Genomic DNA, 17,137 nt, shown 5'->3' with positions numbered 1-17,137 from the left:
TCCAGAGCGCTGAGGGGGCTTCGACCGGCTACCGGCGGATGCGGGTCATCTTCGGGTCGAACAAGGGCTCTTCGGCGACCGTCGCGGGCACCTTCTCGCCGAAGTACTCGACGTGCACACCCGCGCCCGCCTCCAGCGGCGGCAGCCACGCGTAGGCGACGCATCGGCCCAGCGTGTAGCCGTACGAGGCGCTGGTGACGTACCCGGCGGGGACTCCGTCGACATACACGGGCTCCTTGCCCAGGACCACGGCGGCCGGATCGTCGAGCAGGAGTGCGGTGAGCTTCCGGGAGGGGGACGCGGGGGAGCCGAGCTGTTCGAGCGCGGCACGTCCCACGAAGTCGCCCCGGTCCATGCGGACGGCGAAACCGACGCCCGCCTCGTAGGGGTTGTGTTCGGTCGTCATGTCGTGGCCCCAGGCGCGGTAGCCCTTCTCCAGGCGCAGGCTGTTGAAGGCCGAACGCCCGGCCGCGATCACGCCGTGCTCCTGTCCCGCCGCCCAGAGCGTGTCCCAGAGCCGCAGCCCGGTGTCGGCGGCCGTGTAGAGCTCCCAGCCCAGCTCACCGACGTACGAGAGCCGCATCGCCGTCACCGGGACGTGCCCGATGTACGTCTCCTTGGCCCGGAAATAGCCGAAGCCCTCATGCGAGAAGTCGTCGCGGGTGAGCGGCTGCACGAGGTCGCGGGCGAGCGGGCCCCAGACCCCGATGCAGCAGGTGCCGGACGTGATGTCCCGCAGGTGGACGTCGTCGGGGGCGTGGCGCAGGAGCCAGTCGAGATCGGCCGGGCTGTTGGCGCCGACCTGGAAGCGGTCCGTGGCGAGCCGGGCCACCGTGAGGTCGGACCGGATGCCGCCCGCCGCGTCCAGGAGGAGGGTGTACGTCACCGCGCCGGGCTTCTTGGCCAGGTTGTTGGAGGTCATGCGCTGCAGGAAGGCGAGCGCTCCGGGCCCCGTCACCTCAAGGCGGCGCAGCGGCGTCATGTCGTAGAGCGCGACCTTCTCGCGGGTCGCCTTCGCCTCCGCGGCCGCGATCGGCGACCAGTGGCGGGCCGACCAGGCGTCGCGTCCGGGGACCTCGACGCCCGCGAGGAGCGGGGCGTTCGCCTCGTACCAGTGCGGGCGCTCCCAGCCGCCGCCCTCCAGGAATACGGCTCCCAACTCCTGCTGCCGGGCGTAGAAGGGGCTCACGCGCAGCGGCCTGGGGTGCTCCATGGGCTGGAGAGGGTGGAGTACGTCGTAGACCTCGACGAACTGCTGGGCGCCGCGGTCGGCCACGTACGCGGGGGAGCGCTGGGCGTCCTCGAAGCGGGCGAGGTCGCAGTCGTGCACGTCGACGGAGGGCCGCCCGTCGACCATCCACTCGGCGACCGCCTTGGCCACGCCCGCGGAGTGCGTCACCCACACCGCCTCGGCCAGCCAGAAGCCGCGCAGCGCACGGGACTCGCCGAGGACCGGCATGCCGTCCGGGGTGAAGGAGAAGACGCCGTTGAAGCCCTCCGCGACAGCGGTGTCGCGCAGGGCGGGCAGCAGCCAACCGCAGTCCCGCCAGCTTTGCGCGAAATCCTCCTCGGTGAAGGGGTACGAGGACGGAATGTCCGGTGTGTCGTCGTACGCCGGGACGGTGAACGCGTCGACGGGCAGCGGGCGGTGGGCGTACGAGCCGATGCCGATGCGGTCGGTGTGCTCGCGGAAGTACAGATCACGGTCCTGGAAGCGGAGGATCGGCTTCGAGGCTTCCGTGCGCGGGTCGTTGACGCCCGCGAGCTCGGGGAGGGGCTCGGTCGTGGCGTACTGATGGGCGAGCGGCAGCAGGGGGATGTCGACGCCGGCCATGCGACCGATCACCGGACCCCAGAAGCCCGCCGCCGACACGACGTGGTCGGCGGGGAACGTGCCCCGGTCGGTCACGACGGCGGTGACGCGGCCCTCCTCCTGCTCCACGCCACTCACGGTGTGCCGGTCGAGGAAACGCGCGCCACGCGCGCGTGCCCGGTCGATCTGCGCACGGCAGGCGAGCACGGCGCGAGCGAGTCCGTCGTCCGGGGTGTACAGGCCGCCGAGCACGTTGTGTTCGTCGATCAGCGGCCACATCTCCTTGCACCGGGCGGGGCCGACCAGCTCCGCGCGGATGCCCCACGAGGCGGCGTACCCGGCCTTGCGGTGCAGTTCGGCCCAGCGCTCGGGCGTGGTGGCGAGTTCGAGGCCGCCGACCGGGTTGAAGCAGGACAGGCCGTCCACTTCGAGGGCCCCGAACTTCTCGACGGTGTACGACGCGAACGAGGTCAGGGTCTTGGAAGGGCCGGTCTGGAAGACGAGGCCGGGGGCGTGTGAGGTCGATCCGCCGGGCGCGGGGAGCGGACCCTGTTCGAGGACCGTGACGTCGGTCCAGCCGCGTGCGGTGAGTTCGTCGGCGAGCGAGCAGCCGACGATGCCGGCGCCGATGACGACGACGCGGGGCGGCCGGTGCTCCCTGTCGGGAGCGGGCACGGATGTGGTGTTCACAGGACCACCACTGAACGAAGGACCTCACCGCGGTGCATCCTGCCGAACGCCTCCTCGACCCGGTCGAGCGCGATGGTCTCGGAGACGAAGGCGCCGAGGTCGAGCCGGCGGTTGAGGTACTGGTCGACGAGGATGGGGAAGTCCCGCGTCGGCAGACAGTCCCCGTACCAGGAGGACTTGAGGGCGCCGCCGCGCGAGAACAGGTCGACCAGCGGCAGATCGATCCTCATCTCCGGATCGGGCACACCGACCTGCACGAGCACACCCGCGTGATCACGCATGTAGAAGGCCTGTTTGTACGTCGACGGGGTGCCGACGGCGTCGATGGCGACGTCGACCCCGAAACCGCCGGTGAGTTCGCGGACGGCTTCGACCGGGTCCGTGCCGCGGGAGTTGACGGTGTGCGTGGCGCCGAACCGGGTCGCCCCGTCTAGCTTGGCCTCGTCGATGTCAACGGCGATGACGCGGCGCGCGCCCGCCAGCGAGGCACCGGCGATCGCGGCGTTGCCGACGCCGCCGCAGCCGATGACGGCCACGGTGTCGCCGCGGCCCACCTGGCCGGTGTTCACGGCGGCCCCGTAGCCGGCCATCACTCCGCAGCCGATGAGCCCGGCGGCCTCGGGGCGGGCCGCGGGGTCCACCTTCACGGCCTGTCCTGCGGCGACCAGGGTCTTCTCGGCGAAGGCGCCGATGCCCAGGGCTGGGCTCAGGGGGGTTCCGTCCAGGAGGGTCATGGGCCGGGCGGCGTTGCGTGAGTCGAAGCAGTACCAGGGGCGGCCCCGCAGGCAGGAGCGGCAGGCTCCGCAGGGTGCCCGCCAGGCGAGCACGACGTAGTCGCCGGGCGCCAGATCGGCGACATCGGCGCCGATCGCCTCGATGGTGCCGGCGGCCTCATGGCCGAGCAGGAACGGGAAGTCGTCGTTGATCGCGCCCTCCCGGTAGTGCAGATCCGTGTGGCAGACCCCGCAGGCCTGCACGGAGACGAGTACCTCTCCCGGTCCGGGATCTGGCACGACGATCGTCTGCACCTCGACGGGTGCGGCCTTCTTCATGGCGACGACGGCACGGACCTCGTGTGGCACGGCCAGACTCCTCTGCTGTTGCGCACTGCACGACGGGTTGCGCTATGAGAGACATACTGAGAACGCCATCAAGAGGCCGTCAAGGGGTGGGAGTTAACCCTTGGCAAATCAGCTGCGCACAGCGAAACGCCACCGACACAAGACGAGGGCGGAACCGGCTGAACCGGTTCCGCCCTCGTGCTCCGTGTGTGCCGGCAGGTGTGGTGACCGTCGGTCAGAAGCCGTAGCCCATCCGCCGCGACAGCTCCACGGCCGCGGCGACCGTGCGCTTGGCCAGCTCGGTGAGGCGGTCCTCCGTCAGGCGGTACACGGGCCCCGAAGCGCTCAGCGCCCCGATGACCTTGCCGTCGTGCGCACGCACCGGCGCCGCCACGGCGGCAAGACCCACCTCCAGCTCCTCCACGGCGATGGCGAAGCCCTGGTCGACGACGGCCTCGAGATCGCCGCGCAGCGCGGCCGTTCCGGTCACCGTGTGTTCGGTCAGACGCGGCAGCGTTCGCGCTATCAGGCCCTCGCGCAGCGTCGTCGGCAGATGCGCGAGGAGGATCTTGCCGCTGGAGGTGGCGTGCAGCGGGGTGCGCCTGCCCAGCCAGTTCTGCGCGGTCACGGACGCGGGGCCACGGGCCTGCATGATGTTGACCGCTGCGTCGTCGTCCAGGATCGCGATGTTGACCGTCTCGCCCAGCTCGTCGGCGAGGTCGCGGCAGACGGGGCCGCCCTCCTGGGAGATGTCCAGACGCACTGCCGCCGCCCCCGCGAGGCGCAGTACGCCGGCCCCCAGGAAGTACTTCCCGCGGTCCTTGGCCTGGCCCACGAGACCCCGGTTCTCCAGGACGCCGAGCAGCCGGAAGGCCGTGGACTTGTGCACCCCCAACTCGTCGGCGATCTCGGTGACCCCGGCCTCGCCGAGCCGGGCGAGTATCTCCAGGACGCTGACCGCGCGGTCCACGGACTGGACGGAGGCCGGGGCCGCTTTCGGCTGCTTCTCGCGGGTCTCCTCGGCCTCGTTCCCGGCCTCGTTCCCGCGCGGCTCCCGGTTCTGATCAGGCTGTTTCCGTGTGCCGGTCATATCTCAACTCTCACCACCTCGCGGCCTGTTGAAGCCGCATCTTCGGGAAGCCCTTGACGCGGTGGGCACCCCAGTCGGATTCTGTTGCGTATAGCGCTCCCTCGTGCGCCATACGAAACATGATGTTACCGAAGGGTCCTGGACCGAGAAGGTGTCAGGACCGGGCCGAGAGAGATCAAGAGGGGGGCCCATGATTACCGTCTGCCGCCTTGAAGACCTCCCCGCGGGCGAATCCGTCCGTGTCGACACCACACCTCCCATCGCGGTGTTCAACGCCGACGGCGAGATCTACGCCATCGACGACACCTGCAGCCACCAGGACGCCTCTCTCTCCGAGGGCTGGCTCGAGGGCTGCCTGGTGGAATGCCCGCTCCATGCCGCCTCATTCGATCTCCGCACCGGGCGGCCGACCTGTCTGCCCGCCCGCCGCGCCGTGCGCACCCACCGGGTGAGCGTCGACGACGGCACGATCTACGTCCACCTCGTGGCCGAGGAGGGTTCCGCAGCATGAGGACCATCACCGTGGTGGGCGCCTCGCTCGCCGGGCTCTACGCTGCCCGCGAGCTGCGCGCCCAGGGATACGACGGGCGGCTCGTGATCATCGGCGACGAGCCCCACCCACCGTACGACAGGCCGCCGCTCTCCAAGGACTTCCTCATCGGCAAGGCCGACGAGGACCAACTCGCCCTGTCCGACGACGAGGAGAGCGACGAACTCGCCGCCGAGTGGCTGCTCGGGGTGCGCGCCCGAGGCCTCGACCCGCGGGGCCGCACCGTCGTCCTGGAGGACGGCAGGACCGTCGCGAGCGACGGAGTGGTCATCGCGACCGGCGCCTCCGCGCGCCGGCTGCCCGGGCCCTCCCTGGCGGGGATGCACACCCTGCGCACCCTGGACGACGCCCGCGCCCTGCGCGCGGAGCTGGCCGTGGGGCCGCAGCGGGTCGTGGTGATCGGCGGCGGATTCATCGGCGCCGAGACCGCTTCCTCGTGCGTGGCGCTCGGGCACGAGGTGACGGTCGTGGAGGCCGCCCCGCTGCCTCTCCTGGCGCAACTGGGCGCGGACATGGCGGCCTTCTGTGCCGGACTGCACGCACGCGGGGGAGCGGAGCTGGTGACCGGCACCGGCGTCGCCGCCCTGCACGGCGAGCGGGCCGTACACGCGGTGGAGCTGGCCGACGGCCGTCTGCTCCCGGCCGACGTGGTCGTCGTCGGCATCGGGGCTACCCCCAACACCGGCTGGCTCGCGGGCTCGACGCTCGCCGTGGGTGACGGTGTGCTCTGCGACGACGGCTGCGTCACCGGCCTTCCGCATGTCGTCGCCGTGGGCGATGTCGCCCGTGTGGGCGGCGCGCGTGCCGAGCACTGGACGAGCGCCACGGAACAGCCCCGCGTCGCCGTGCGCAACTTGCTGGCCGGTCATACCGCCGAGACCGTACGCCCGCTGCCGTACTTCTGGTCCGATCAGTACGGCTCCCGCATCCAGTTCGCCGGCCGACGGCACGCCGAGGACACCGCGCGCCTCCTCGAAGGCTCCCTGGACGAGGGAAGCTTCCTCGCCGCGTACGAGCGGGAGGGGCGCACCACGGCGGTCCTCGCGGTGGACCGGCCGAGGCCGTTCATGCGGATGCGGCGCGGCTTGCTCACGGAGGCGCCGGTCGCGGCGTGACCGCCGGGAGGGCGTCTGCCGGAAGCGTGTCTGCCGGGAGTGCCCTTGCGGGGCACGCGTCTGCCGGGAGCGCACCTGTTGCGCGCGTGCCTGCCCGGAAGCGCACCCTCCGCGCACGCGTCTGCCGCAACCGCACCTAGGAGTGCGACAACTGCCCTGCCGCGCCACGCCGTCGTATGCGTTCGTCGCTCCGCCCCGCCGTGCGGGCCTGGCGACGGGCCCGGCGCCGTTCGCGCCGCAGCTGACGCGCGGTGCTGCTCGGCACCGACACCACCCCGTGCCGCTGGTTCCACACCTGTCGAGTGACCCACACGTCCAGGACGCCCCACGTGGCGACGACCGTGCTGGCCACGCTGCTGAGCACCATCGGGAAGGACAGCCAGGATCCGGCCAGCGCGCACAGGAAAGCCGTCATCGCCTGTATGAGGGTCAGCGCGACAATGAGCACGGCGCGCACCGCGGCCGTACGCACCGGATCGGGCAGGCGTCGTCTGCGCGCCGGCTCCTCGACCCACAACTCCCTGCGGTCCTCGCCTGACTGACGCCTGGATGTCTCCTGCTCATCCTCGGCCGTCCTCTGGCGCTCTGCCGTGCCCATCAACTGTCACTCCCCCGATGCCCCACGGGCCGCTCGATGAGATGCCGGCGGATCCGACTCTCCAGTGGCTGCCCGGTATACGCGGCTTTACGCCACCTGATGACGGCATGCGGGCCTCTGCTGCCCGCTGTCCCTGCCCCCACGTCCCCAACTCCCGTACAGAAAGACGATCGAGAGCCCGGGAAGATTCCCAAGCGTTCGGAAAAGCGAAGAGATCCGGCCAACTGGGCACCAGGGCACAGCGGACTGTGCCGAGTGGCATGTGCCACACGCGGGATGCAATCTCCTGAATTGGAGGGACAACTGGTGACGTCCCTTTTGCGTCACGGCTGAAATCCGTCCGGACGTGCCTTCGAGTTACTCCTGTGTCAGTAGTAGGCTCACGCCGTTTGTTGACGCACATGTGTGCCCCTGGCCATAGCGCGGCCGCAGGGGGTCGATCTGGGGGAGGCCATGCGCTTTCGCGGGAAGTCCATCCGCCGGAAGATCGTGGCATTGCTGCTGGTGCCGCTCATTTCCCTGACCGCGATGTGGGGTTTCGCCACCTACCTCACCGGCCAGTCGGCCAAGGACCTCGTCGACGTCGCCAATGTCGTCGAGAAGATCGGCTACCCGATCGAGGACACCGCCCGGGTCGTCCAGCAGGAACGTCGCCAGACCCTCGTCTACCTCGCCGACCCCCGCGCCTCCGACGCGCTCGCCGCGCTGCGCCGCAGCCAGACGGCCACCGACAAGACGGTCACCAAGGTCGTGGAGAACGCTGAGCATCCGGACGTGCGGGACGAGGTCACCGGACCCTCGGCCGACCGGCTCGCCTCGCTCCTCGACTCCCTCGACGGCATCGAGTCGCTGCGCCGCACGGTCGAGGAAGGCACGATCACCCGCGCGGGCGCGCTGAAGATGTACACGAAGCTGATCGACCCCTGCTACGGCTTCCTGATGTCCCTGCACGGCCTCGACGACGTGAAGATGGACCAGCAGGGCCGGGCGCTCGTCGGCGTCACCCGCGCGCGTGAACTGCTCTCTCGCGAGGACGCGTTGCTCGGTTCCGCTCTGGTCGCGCGCCGGCTCACCAAGGCCGAGATCCGGGAGATCTCCGACCTCAGAGCCCAGCGCACGCTGCTGTACGAGGTCAACCTCGCGCAGCTGCCGGAGGACGAGCGCGCCGGGTACGAGCGGTACTGGAACGGCGCCGAGACGACGGAGCTCAGGTCGGCCGAGAAGGCCGTCATCGAATCCTCGCCCGGGACCCCGCGCGCCGTCACGTCGGCGCGCTGGGACGCCGCTTCGGGCAAGGCGCTCAAGGATCTCGCCGAGCGTGACAAGGCGGCGGGCGACCGCTTCCAGGAGCGCGTCGAGCCGGTGGCGGTCGGCGTGATCGTGCGGGTCGTCGTCGCGGGCGTGTTCGGTCTGCTCGCGCTCCTGTTCTCGGTCTTCATGTCCGTACGCATCGGCAGCAGCCTTATCCGTGACCTGCGCCGACTGCGCCTGGAGGCCCATGAGGCCTCCGGCGTCCGGCTGCCCGGCGTGCTGCGCCGCCTGGCGGCGGGCGAACAGGTCGACGTGGAGACCGAGGCACCGCGCCTGACGTACGAGAAGGACGAGGTCGGCCAGGTCGGCCAGGCCCTCAACACCCTGCAGCGCGCCGCCGTCGAGGCCACCGTCAAACAGGCCGACCTGCGCCGCGGCGTCTCCGAGGTCTTCGTCAACCTCGCCCGGCGCAGCCAGGTGCTCCTGCACAAGCAGCTCACCCTGCTCGACACCATGGAGCGCAGGACCGAGGACACGGACGAACTCGCCGACCTCTTCCGCCTCGACCACCTCACCACGCGCATGCGACGGCACGCCGAGGGCCTCGTGATCCTCTCTGGCGCCGCCCCGTCCCGTCAGTGGCGCAAGCCCGTCCAGCTCATGGACGTCGTGCGCGCTGCCGTCGCCGAGGTCGAGGACTACGAACGCATCGAGGTGCGCCGTCTGCCGCGCATCGCCGTCACCGGGCCCGCGGTCGCCGACCTCACCCACCTGATGGCCGAACTCCTGGAGAACGCCACGGTGTTCTCGCCCCCGCACACCGCGGTGCAGGTCCTCGGGGAGCACGTCGCCAACGGCTTCACCCTGGAGATCCACGACCGGGGCCTCGGCATGGCCGCCGACGCGCTCCTCGACGCCAACCTCCGCCTCGCGGAAACACCGGAGTTCGAGCTCTCCGACACCGACCGCCTCGGCCTCTTCGTAGTGAGCCGCCTCGCCCAGCGCCAGCGCGTACGCGTTTCCTTGCAGCCCTCTCCGTACGGCGGGACCACCGCCGTGGTGTTCATCCCGGAGACGCTGCTCACGGACGACGTACCGGACACGAACGGCATCGGGTTCCGTCTCGACCGGCCGCAGCCCAAGGAGGCCGTGGGCCGCGACGCCGCCGGCGACAAGCAGGCCGCGCTCGGTCAGGTGCCCGTACAGCTGCCGGGTCTGCCCGCGTCCGTCCTCGACGGTCCCGTCGAGCTGGAGGCGCCGGTCGGCATGGCCGGCCTCGACCCCTTCCCCGGCGCGCTCGGCGACCTCGACGACGCCGACAGCGAGCGCGGCGGACTCTTCCGCCCGCGCCGCCGCATGGCCGGGGTCCAGGGGGACGAACAGCACCAACAGGCGCGCGACGAGCGGGAGACGGGCGAGCGCGAGCCCACCCACCCGGACGCCCTTCCCTCGCGGGGCAGCGGGAACGGCAACGGAAACGGCAACGGAAACGGCAACGGAAGCGGCTTCGGCGCCCACGACGACGACCCGGCCCCCGCAGACCCCGTGCAGCTGCCCCGCCGCAGGACCCCGAAGCTGGTCTCCTCCCACGGCCGCCCCGTGACGCACAACAGGCCCCGTGGCGCCGCTGAGGACGACGAAGCGGCACCGGACCGCCCCGAGCGCCCCGAGCGCCGTGAGGCCCCCGTGGGGCGCCCCCAGGGCGGCGCCGTGGACCGCGACCGCGACAGCGGCCGTCCCGCGGCCGAGCCCATCGACCTGCCGCGCCGCCCCGAGCCGCAGTCCGCCTGGCCCGACCTCTCCCCGCCGCACCGCGACGTCACCGCGGCCGCCACCCCGCCGGACCTCCCACGCCGCAGCCGACGCACGGAGTCCCGGCGCACGGAATCCCCGCGCACGGAGTCCCCGCGCACGGAGACCGCGCGTACGGAGTCCCAGGCGCCCGCGCCCACCACCGCACCCGGCGGGCTGCCCCGGCGCGTCCGCCAGGCCAATCTCGCCCCGCAGTTGAAGGACGGACCGGACCAGCGCACCGAACGCGACGCGGCCCCGGCCGCGACCAGGCCGGAGGAGCGCGACGCCGACGAGGTACGCAGCCGGATGGCTTCGCTCCAGCGTGGCTGGCAGCGTGGTCGTGAAGAGAACGCCGCGGGCGAAGACGCCCATGACGGCACAGCACCAGGAACGACATCTGAGGGGGACGGTCGATGACCGCACCGAAGGCCGACGCACGCATCGCCAACACCGGGGCAACGAGGGAGCTGAACTGGCTCCTCGACGACCTGGTGCAGCGGGTCGCGAGCATCCGCAAGGCGCTCGTGCTCTCCGGCGACGGCCTGCCCACCGGCGTATCGCAGGACCTGACCAGGGAGGACAGCGAGCACCTCGCCGCTGTCGCCTCCGGCTTCCACAGCCTCGCCAAGGGCGTGGGACGCCACTTCGAGGCGGGCAGGGTCCGCCAGACGGTGGTCGAGCTCGATGACGCGTTCCTGTTCGTCACGGCCGCGGGCGACGGCAGCTGCCTCGCCGTCCTCGCGGACGCGGACTCCGACGTAGGTCTGGTGGCGTACGAGATGACGCTGCTGGTCAAGAGGGTGGGTGTGCATCTGGGTACGGCGCCGCGCACCGACCTGCCCACGGGAGGGTAGCGGGAGGGTATGAGCGAAGACGGCACAGGGATACAGGGGACGCCTCGCTGGTTCGACGACGACGCCGGGCCCGTGGTGCGGCCGTACGCGATGACGCGCGGCCGGACCAGCAGCCCGGCCCAGCACCGCCTCGATCTGATCGCGGTCGTCATCGCGGAGGCCCGTGCCGGCGACCCGGAGGCGGACAGGACGCTGTCTCCGGAGCACGTGGACATCGTCGGGCTCTGCCGTGACAGCCCCCAGTCGGTCGCCGAACTGGCGGCCGAACTGGACCTTCCCATCGGCGTGATCCGCGTACTCATCGGCGATCTCGTCGACGACGAACTGGTGCACGTGACACGTCCCGTACCCCCTGCGGAACTGCCGGACGAGAGTATTCTGCGCGACGTGATCAACGGCCTCCGGGCGCTCTGAACAGCGCGGAAGCGGGGAGTGAGACGTGACTGGCTGGCAGTTCTGGGTCGACAGGGGCGGCACCTTCACGGACATCGTCGCCCGGCGTCCCGACGGGAGTCTGCTCACGCACAAACTCCTGTCGGACAACCCGTCCCGCTATGCCGACGCGGCCGTCGCGGGCATCCGTGAACTCCTGAACGCCGCCCCCGGCGCCCCCGACGACACGGCGGACATCCCCATCGACGTCGTCCGGATGGGCACCACCGTCGCCACCAACGCCCTCCTGGAGCGCAAGGGCGAGCCGACCGCCCTGGTGATCACCCGCGGCTTCGGCGACGCCCTGCGCATCGCCTACCAGAACCGCCCCCACATCTTCGCCCGCGAGATCGTCCTGCCCGAGCTGTTGTACGACCGGGTCATCGAGGCCGACGAACGGGTCACCGCCGAGGGCGAGGTCCTGCGGGCGCCCGACCTGGAGCAGCTCGCCGGGCCGCTGCGCGCGGCCTACGAAGACGGCATCCGGGCCGTCGCGGTGGTCTGCATGCACAGCCATCTGCACCCCGCCCACGAGCAGGAGATTGCCGAACTGGCCGTACGTACCGGCTTTCCGCAGGTCTCACTCTCCAGCGAGGTCAGCCCGCTGATGAAGCTGGTCCCGCGCGGCGACACGTCGGTCGTCGACGCGTATCTGTCGCCCGTCCTGCACCGCTACGTCCAACATGTCGCCGACGAGCTCAGCGGCGTGCGGCTGATGTTCATGCAGTCGAACGGCGGCCTCACCGAAGCGGGCCAGTTCCGCGGCAAGGACGCGATCCTCTCCGGACCCGCTGGCGGCATCGTCGGCATGGCCCGCATGTCGCAGCGTGCGGGCTTCGACCGCGTGATCGGCTTCGACATGGGCGGCACGTCCACGGACGTGTCGCACTACGCGGGCGAGTACGAGCGGGTCTTCACCACGCAGATCGCGGGCGTACGGCTGCGCGCGCCGATGCTCGACATCCACACCGTCGCGGCGGGCGGCGGCTCCGTCCTGCACTTCGACGGCAGCCGCTACCGCGTGGGTCCCGATTCGGCGGGCGCCGCTCCGGGCCCGGCGAGCTACCGAGGCGGCGGCCCGCTCACCGTCACCGACGCCAACGTCGCGCTCGGGCGCATCCAACCCGCCCATTTCCCCCCGGTGTTCGGACCTGACGGTGATCAGCCGCTCGACGAGACACTCGTCCGCGACCGTTTCACCGAGCTGGCCCACGACATCAGGGAGCGCACCGGCGACGACCGCACTCCGGAGCAGGTCGCCGAGGGCTATCTGCAGATCGCGGTCGCCAACATCGCGGCCGCCGTCAAGCGCATCTCGGTCCAGAAGGGCCACGACGTCACCCGCTACGCGCTCACGACGTTCGGCGGTGCGGGCGGCCAGCACGCCTGCATGGTCGCCGACTCGCTCGGCATCCGCACCGTCCTCGTACCGCCCATGGCGGGAGTGCTCTCCGCGCTCGGCATCGGCCTGGCCGACACCACGGCGATGCGCGAGCAGTCCGTGGAGGCCCGCCTCGAACCGTCCGCGATGCCCCGCGTCCTGAAGACCGCCGACGACCTGGAGGAGGCCGCCCGCGCCGAACTCCTCGCCGAGGACGTGCCCGAGGACCGCATCCGCATCACACGCCGCGCCCAGCTGCGCTACGACGGCACCGACACCACACTCACCGTGGAACTCACGGAGCCGGACAGCATGACCCGCGTCTTCGAGGAACTCCACCGCACCACCTACTCCTTCACCCTGGAGCGCCCCCTCGTCGTCGAGGCGCTCTCCGTGGAGGCCACCGGTCTCACCGAGCAGCCCGACCTCTCCGCGCTCACCGGTGACACGCGCCGCGGCACTCCGGAGACCGTCAGCCTGCACACGGGCGGCACCTGGCGCGACGTACTCCTGCACCGCCGCGACGAGCTGCCGCCCGGCGAGAGCGTCGAGGGACCCGCGATCATCACCGAAGCCGGCGCCACGACGGTCGTGGACGACGGCTGGCAGGCCGCCATGACACCCGAGGGGCACCTGGTCATGGAACGTGTGGCGGCGCCCGAGGGTTCCGCCGCGAGCACCGAGGCCGATCCGGTCCTCCTCGAAGTCTTCAACAACCTCTTCATGTCGATCGCCGAACAAATGGGCGCCCGCCTGGAGTCCACCGCCCAGTCGGTCAACATCAAGGAGCGTCTCGACTTCTCCTGCGCCCTCTTCGACCCGGACGGCAACCTCGTCGCCAACGCCCCGCACATCCCGGTGCACCTGGGTTCGATGGGCACCAGCGTGAAAGAGGTCATCCAGCGCAGGGGCGGCGGCATGCGGCCCGGGGACACCTACGCGGTCAACGACCCCTACCACGGAGGGACCCACCTCCCGGACGTCACCGTCATCACACCGGTCTTCGACACCCCGGGGGAGCGGGTCCTGTTCTACGTGGCGTCGCGCGGGCACCACGCGGAGATCGGCGGCATCGCACCCGGCTCCATGCCGGCGAACAGCCGCACGATCGAGGAGGAGGGCATCCTCTTCGACAACTGGCTGCTCGTGGAGGGTGGTCGCTTCCGCGAGGACGAGACCCTGGGCCTGCTCACCGACGCCCCCTACCCCTCCCGCAACCCGGCGACCAACCTCGCCGACCTGCGCGCCCAGATCGCCGCCAACCAGAAGGGCGTCGACGAAGTCGCCCGCATGATCGAGAACTTCGGGCTCGACGTCGTCCAGGCGTACATGCGCCACGTGCAGGACAACGCCGAAGAAGCGGTACGCCGGGTCATCGACGCTCTGGAAGAGGGCGAGTTCGCCTATCCGACCGACTCGGGGGCCGTCATCAGGGTCCGTGTCTCGGTCGACCGCGAGTCCCGCTCGGCGACCATCGACTTCACCGGTACGTCCCCCCAGCTGGCCACGAACTTCAACGCACCCTTCGCGGTGGTCAATGCCGCCGTCCTGTACGTCTTCCGCACCCTGGTGGCCGAGGACATCCCGCTCAACGACGGCTGTCTGCGGCCCCTGCACATCATCGTGCCGTCCGGCTCCTTGCTCGCGCCCGAGCCGCCCGCGGCCGTCGTCGCCGGGAACGTCGAGACCTCGCAGTCGATCACCGGAGCCCTCTACGGGGCCCTGGGCGTCCAGGCAGAGGGCTCCGGGACGATGAACAACGTCACCTTCGGGAACGACCGCCATCAGTACTACGAGACGGTGGCCTCGGGCTCCGGGGCGGGCGACGGCTTCGACGGGGCGCCCGTCGTCCAGACCCACATGACCAACTCCCGGCTCACCGACCCCGAAGTCCTCGAATGGCGCCTGCCCGTGCTCCTCGAGGAGTTCGCGGTGCGCGGGGGCAGCGGCGGCGCCGGCACGTGGCGCGGCGGGGACGGTGCGGTGCGCCGCATCCGCTTCCGCGAGCCGATGACGGTCTCCACGCTCTCGCAGCACCGCACAGTGGCGCCGTACGGCATGGCGGGCGGCAGCCCCGGAGCGCTCGGCAAAGGCCGCGTGGAGCGCGCCGACGGCGGTGTCCAGGTGCTGGACGGCAGCGACTTCGCGGACGTGGGCCCCGGCGACGTACTCGTGATCGAAACCCCGGGCGGCGGCGGATACGGCCCGGCCCCGCGCGACACCACTGACCCCACTGACCCCCCTGTCACCTCTGGTGCACGAGACACCACTCATCCAGGAGAAGCGAGCGATGATCTTCAAGCGTTCTGAGCGCGGCAAGGCCCCCGTCGAGCCGGTGACGCTGAAGATCCTGGTGGCCGGCGGCTTCGGCGTGGGCAAGACGACCCTCGTGGGCGCCGTCAGCGAGATCAAACCGCTGCGCACCGAGGAGTTGCTCAGCGAGGCCGGCCGGCCGGTGGATGACACCAGCGGCGTCTCGGGCAAGCACACCACCACCGTCGCCATGGACTTCGGGCGCATCACGCTCCGCGACGACCTGGTCCTGTACGTCTTCGGCACCCCGGGCCAGGACCGCTTCTGGTTCCTCTGGGACGAGCTGGCCACCGGGGCCCTGGGCGCCGTGGTCCTCGCCGACACCCGGCGTCTGGAGGACTGCTTCGCGGCCGTCGACTACTTCGAGCGCCGCTCCATACCCTTCGTCGTCGGCGTCAACTGCTTCGAGGGCGCGTCGCGTTACCCCGCCGACGCCGTGCGCCAGGCGCTCGACCTCGACCCCGGGGTTCCGGTGCTGATGTGCGACGCGCGCGAGCGGCAGTCCGTCAAGGAAGTACTGATCGGAGTCGTCCAGCACGCGATGGAAGCCGCGGCCGCGGCCAGGGAGCCCGCGACCACGTGAGGGCTTGACCGCGTGCACGGTCACGGCCCGTACCCCCGCCGACCGGGGTACGGGCCGCGGTCATCCTCGGCGCGACTCCCGGCTCAGCCCGCGCCGTCCTCGTGCCAGCCGAAGCTCCGCTCCACCGCCTTGTGCCAGTTGTGGTACTCGCGCTCACGCGCCTCCGAGTCCATCACCGGCGTCCACTCGACGTCCTGCTGCCAGTGCGCCTTCAGCTCGTCGAGGTCGTTCCACACGCCGGTCGCGAGACCGGCGGCGTACGCGGCACCCAGACACGTCGTCTCGGAGACCTTCGGCCGGATCACCGGCACCCCGAGAACGTCCGCCTGATGCTGCATCAGCAGATTGTTCTTGGTCATGCCGCCGTCCACCTTCAGGGTCCGCAGCTGCACCCCGGAGTCCTGGTACATGGCGTCGACGACCTCGCGGGTCTGCCAGCTGGTCGCCTCCAGGACGGCGCGCGCCAGATGCGCCTTGGTCACGTAACGAGTGAGGCCGGTGACGACACCCCGCGCGTCGGAGCGCCAGTAGGGCGCGAAGAGACCGGAGAACGCGGGGACGATGTACGCGCCGCCGTTGTCCTCCACGCTCGCGGCCAGGGTCTCGATCTCGTCGGCGCTGCGGATGATGCCGAGCTGGTCGCGGAACCACTGCACAAGGGCGCCGGTGATCGCGATCGCCCCTTCGAGGCAGTAGACGGGCGCCTCGGAGCCGATCTTGTAGCCCATGGTGGTGAGCAGCCCGTTCTTGGAGGCGACGGGCCGGTTACCGGTGTTGAGCAACAGGAAACTTCCGGTCCCGTACGTGTTCTTGGCCGTCCCCGTGTCGTAACAGGCCTGCCCGAAGATGGCCGCCTGCTGGTCGCCGAGAGCGGAGGCGACCGGCACTCCGGCGAGCTGCCCGACGGCTGTGCCGTAGACCTCGGCCGACGACCTGATCTCCGGCAGGACCGCCTCGGGGACGTTCATCGCGGCCAGGATCGACTGGTCCCACTGGAGGGTGGCCAGGTTCATCAGCATGGTGCGCCCGGCGTTGGTGACGTCCGTGACGTGCACGCCGCCTTCGGTACCGCCGGTGAGGTTCCAGATGAGCCAGGAGTCGATGGTTCCGAACGCGATCTCGCCGCGCTCGGCGCGCGCCCTGAGCCCCGGTACGTTGTCGAGCAGCCAGGCGGCCTTGGGCCCGGAGAAGTAGCTCGCGAGCGGCAGCCCGGTCTGCTCCCGGAACCTGTCCTGGCCGTCCGCGCCGCCCAGTTCGTTGCAGAGGGCCGACGTCCGGGTGTCCTGCCAGACGATCGCGTTGTGCACGGGTTTGCCCGTGGCGCGGTCCCACAGGACCGTCGTCTCACGCTGGTTGGTGATGCCGAGGGCGCTGAGCTGGTCGGCACGGAGCCCGGCCTTGGCGATCGCTCCCGCGACCACGGCCTGCACCTTGGACCAGATCTCGGTGGCGTCGTGCTCGACCCACCCCGGCTTCGGAAAGATCTGGCGGTGTTCACGCTGGTCGACGGCGACGATCTCGCCCGCGTGATTGAAGATGATGCAGCGGCTGGAGGTGGTGCCCTGGTCGATGGCGGCGACGAACTTCTCGGAGTTGTCCGGCATGGCTACCC

At 70.9% G+C, this 17,137-nt stretch carries 12 protein-coding genes; 7 read left to right on the top strand and 5 right to left on the bottom strand.

The genetic code is table 11. The features are described 5' to 3' along the window. Window positions 1–28 precede the first annotated feature (28 nt). The 3 genes from ACIBCK_RS18830 to ACIBCK_RS18820 all read right to left on the bottom strand — a co-directional run bounded on the left by ACIBCK_RS18830 (window position 29) and on the right by ACIBCK_RS18820 (window position 4,654). On the bottom strand, window positions 29–2,503 hold the full coding sequence (locus ACIBCK_RS18830; RefSeq protein ID WP_399391590.1) for an FAD-dependent oxidoreductase: 2,475 nt from the start codon (window positions 2,501–2,503) through the stop codon (window positions 29–31). Further along, the gene (locus ACIBCK_RS18825; RefSeq protein WP_399391588.1) at window positions 2,500–3,585 is read right to left on the bottom strand and encodes an S-(hydroxymethyl)mycothiol dehydrogenase; all 1,086 of its coding nucleotides are present in this window, start codon (window positions 3,583–3,585) and stop codon (window positions 2,500–2,502) included. The genes ACIBCK_RS18830 and ACIBCK_RS18825 overlap by 4 nt, the downstream gene beginning before the upstream one ends. 214 nt (window positions 3,586–3,799) lie before the next feature. Next, window positions 3,800–4,654, bottom strand: coding sequence for an IclR family transcriptional regulator (locus ACIBCK_RS18820; RefSeq protein WP_399391586.1), 855 nt, complete (start codon window positions 4,652–4,654; stop codon window positions 3,800–3,802). Between the two features lie 190 nt (window positions 4,655–4,844). Between ACIBCK_RS18820 and ACIBCK_RS18815 the strand changes: the two genes are divergently transcribed. Next, window positions 4,845–5,165 (top strand): bifunctional 3-phenylpropionate/cinnamic acid dioxygenase ferredoxin subunit, encoded by a 321-nt coding sequence (locus ACIBCK_RS18815; RefSeq protein WP_399391584.1) that lies wholly within the window; start codon window positions 4,845–4,847, stop codon window positions 5,163–5,165. Then, entirely contained in the window at window positions 5,162–6,319 is a 1,158-nt protein-coding gene (locus ACIBCK_RS18810; RefSeq protein WP_399391582.1) for an NAD(P)/FAD-dependent oxidoreductase, read from the top strand. The genes ACIBCK_RS18815 and ACIBCK_RS18810 overlap by 4 nt, the downstream gene beginning before the upstream one ends. Before the next feature lie 136 nt (window positions 6,320–6,455). Here ACIBCK_RS18810 and ACIBCK_RS18805 read toward each other — a convergent pair whose 3' ends face one another. Further along, on the bottom strand, window positions 6,456–6,917 hold the full coding sequence (locus tag ACIBCK_RS18805; RefSeq protein ID WP_399391580.1) for a hypothetical protein: 462 nt from the start codon (window positions 6,915–6,917) through the stop codon (window positions 6,456–6,458). A 453-nt stretch (window positions 6,918–7,370) separates the two neighbouring features. Between ACIBCK_RS18805 and ACIBCK_RS18800 the strand changes: the two genes are divergently transcribed. Genes ACIBCK_RS18800 through ACIBCK_RS18780 form a run of 5 tightly spaced genes read left to right on the top strand, consistent with a single transcriptional unit; the run spans window position 7,371 to window position 15,525 of the window. Further along, a complete protein-coding gene (locus ACIBCK_RS18800; protein WP_399391578.1) occupies window positions 7,371–10,379 on the top strand; it encodes a nitrate- and nitrite sensing domain-containing protein in 3,009 nt (1,002 codons plus the stop codon). Continuing rightward, on the top strand, window positions 10,376–10,816 hold the full coding sequence (locus tag ACIBCK_RS18795) for a roadblock/LC7 domain-containing protein (protein ID WP_399391576.1): 441 nt from the start codon (window positions 10,376–10,378) through the stop codon (window positions 10,814–10,816). Before ACIBCK_RS18800 ends, ACIBCK_RS18795 begins: the two co-directional genes overlap by 4 nt. A gap of 9 nt (window positions 10,817–10,825) precedes the next feature. After that, the gene (locus ACIBCK_RS18790) at window positions 10,826–11,230 is read left to right on the top strand and encodes a DUF742 domain-containing protein (RefSeq protein WP_399391574.1); all 405 of its coding nucleotides are present in this window, start codon (window positions 10,826–10,828) and stop codon (window positions 11,228–11,230) included. Between the two features lie 25 nt (window positions 11,231–11,255). Next, complete coding sequence (locus tag ACIBCK_RS18785) at window positions 11,256–14,939, top strand: hydantoinase B/oxoprolinase family protein (protein ID WP_399391572.1); 3,684 nt, start codon at window positions 11,256–11,258, stop codon at window positions 14,937–14,939. Beyond that, a complete protein-coding gene (locus ACIBCK_RS18780) occupies window positions 14,920–15,525 on the top strand; it encodes a GTP-binding protein (protein ID WP_399391570.1) in 606 nt (201 codons plus the stop codon). The genes ACIBCK_RS18785 and ACIBCK_RS18780 overlap by 20 nt, the downstream gene beginning before the upstream one ends. 83 nt (window positions 15,526–15,608) lie before the next feature. Here ACIBCK_RS18780 and glpK read toward each other — a convergent pair whose 3' ends face one another. Further along, entirely contained in the window at window positions 15,609–17,129 is a 1,521-nt protein-coding gene (gene glpK, locus ACIBCK_RS18775) for a glycerol kinase GlpK (protein ID WP_399391568.1), read from the bottom strand. Between the last annotated feature and the right edge of the window lie 8 nt (window positions 17,130–17,137).

The sequence above is a fragment of the Streptomyces sp. NPDC051218 genome (genome assembly GCF_044455475.1).
Classification (GTDB): domain Bacteria; phylum Actinomycetota; class Actinomycetes; order Streptomycetales; family Streptomycetaceae; genus Streptomyces.
The sequence above is the reverse complement of the archived record's forward strand: the minus strand, read 5'-3'. Positions and strand labels throughout refer to the sequence as shown.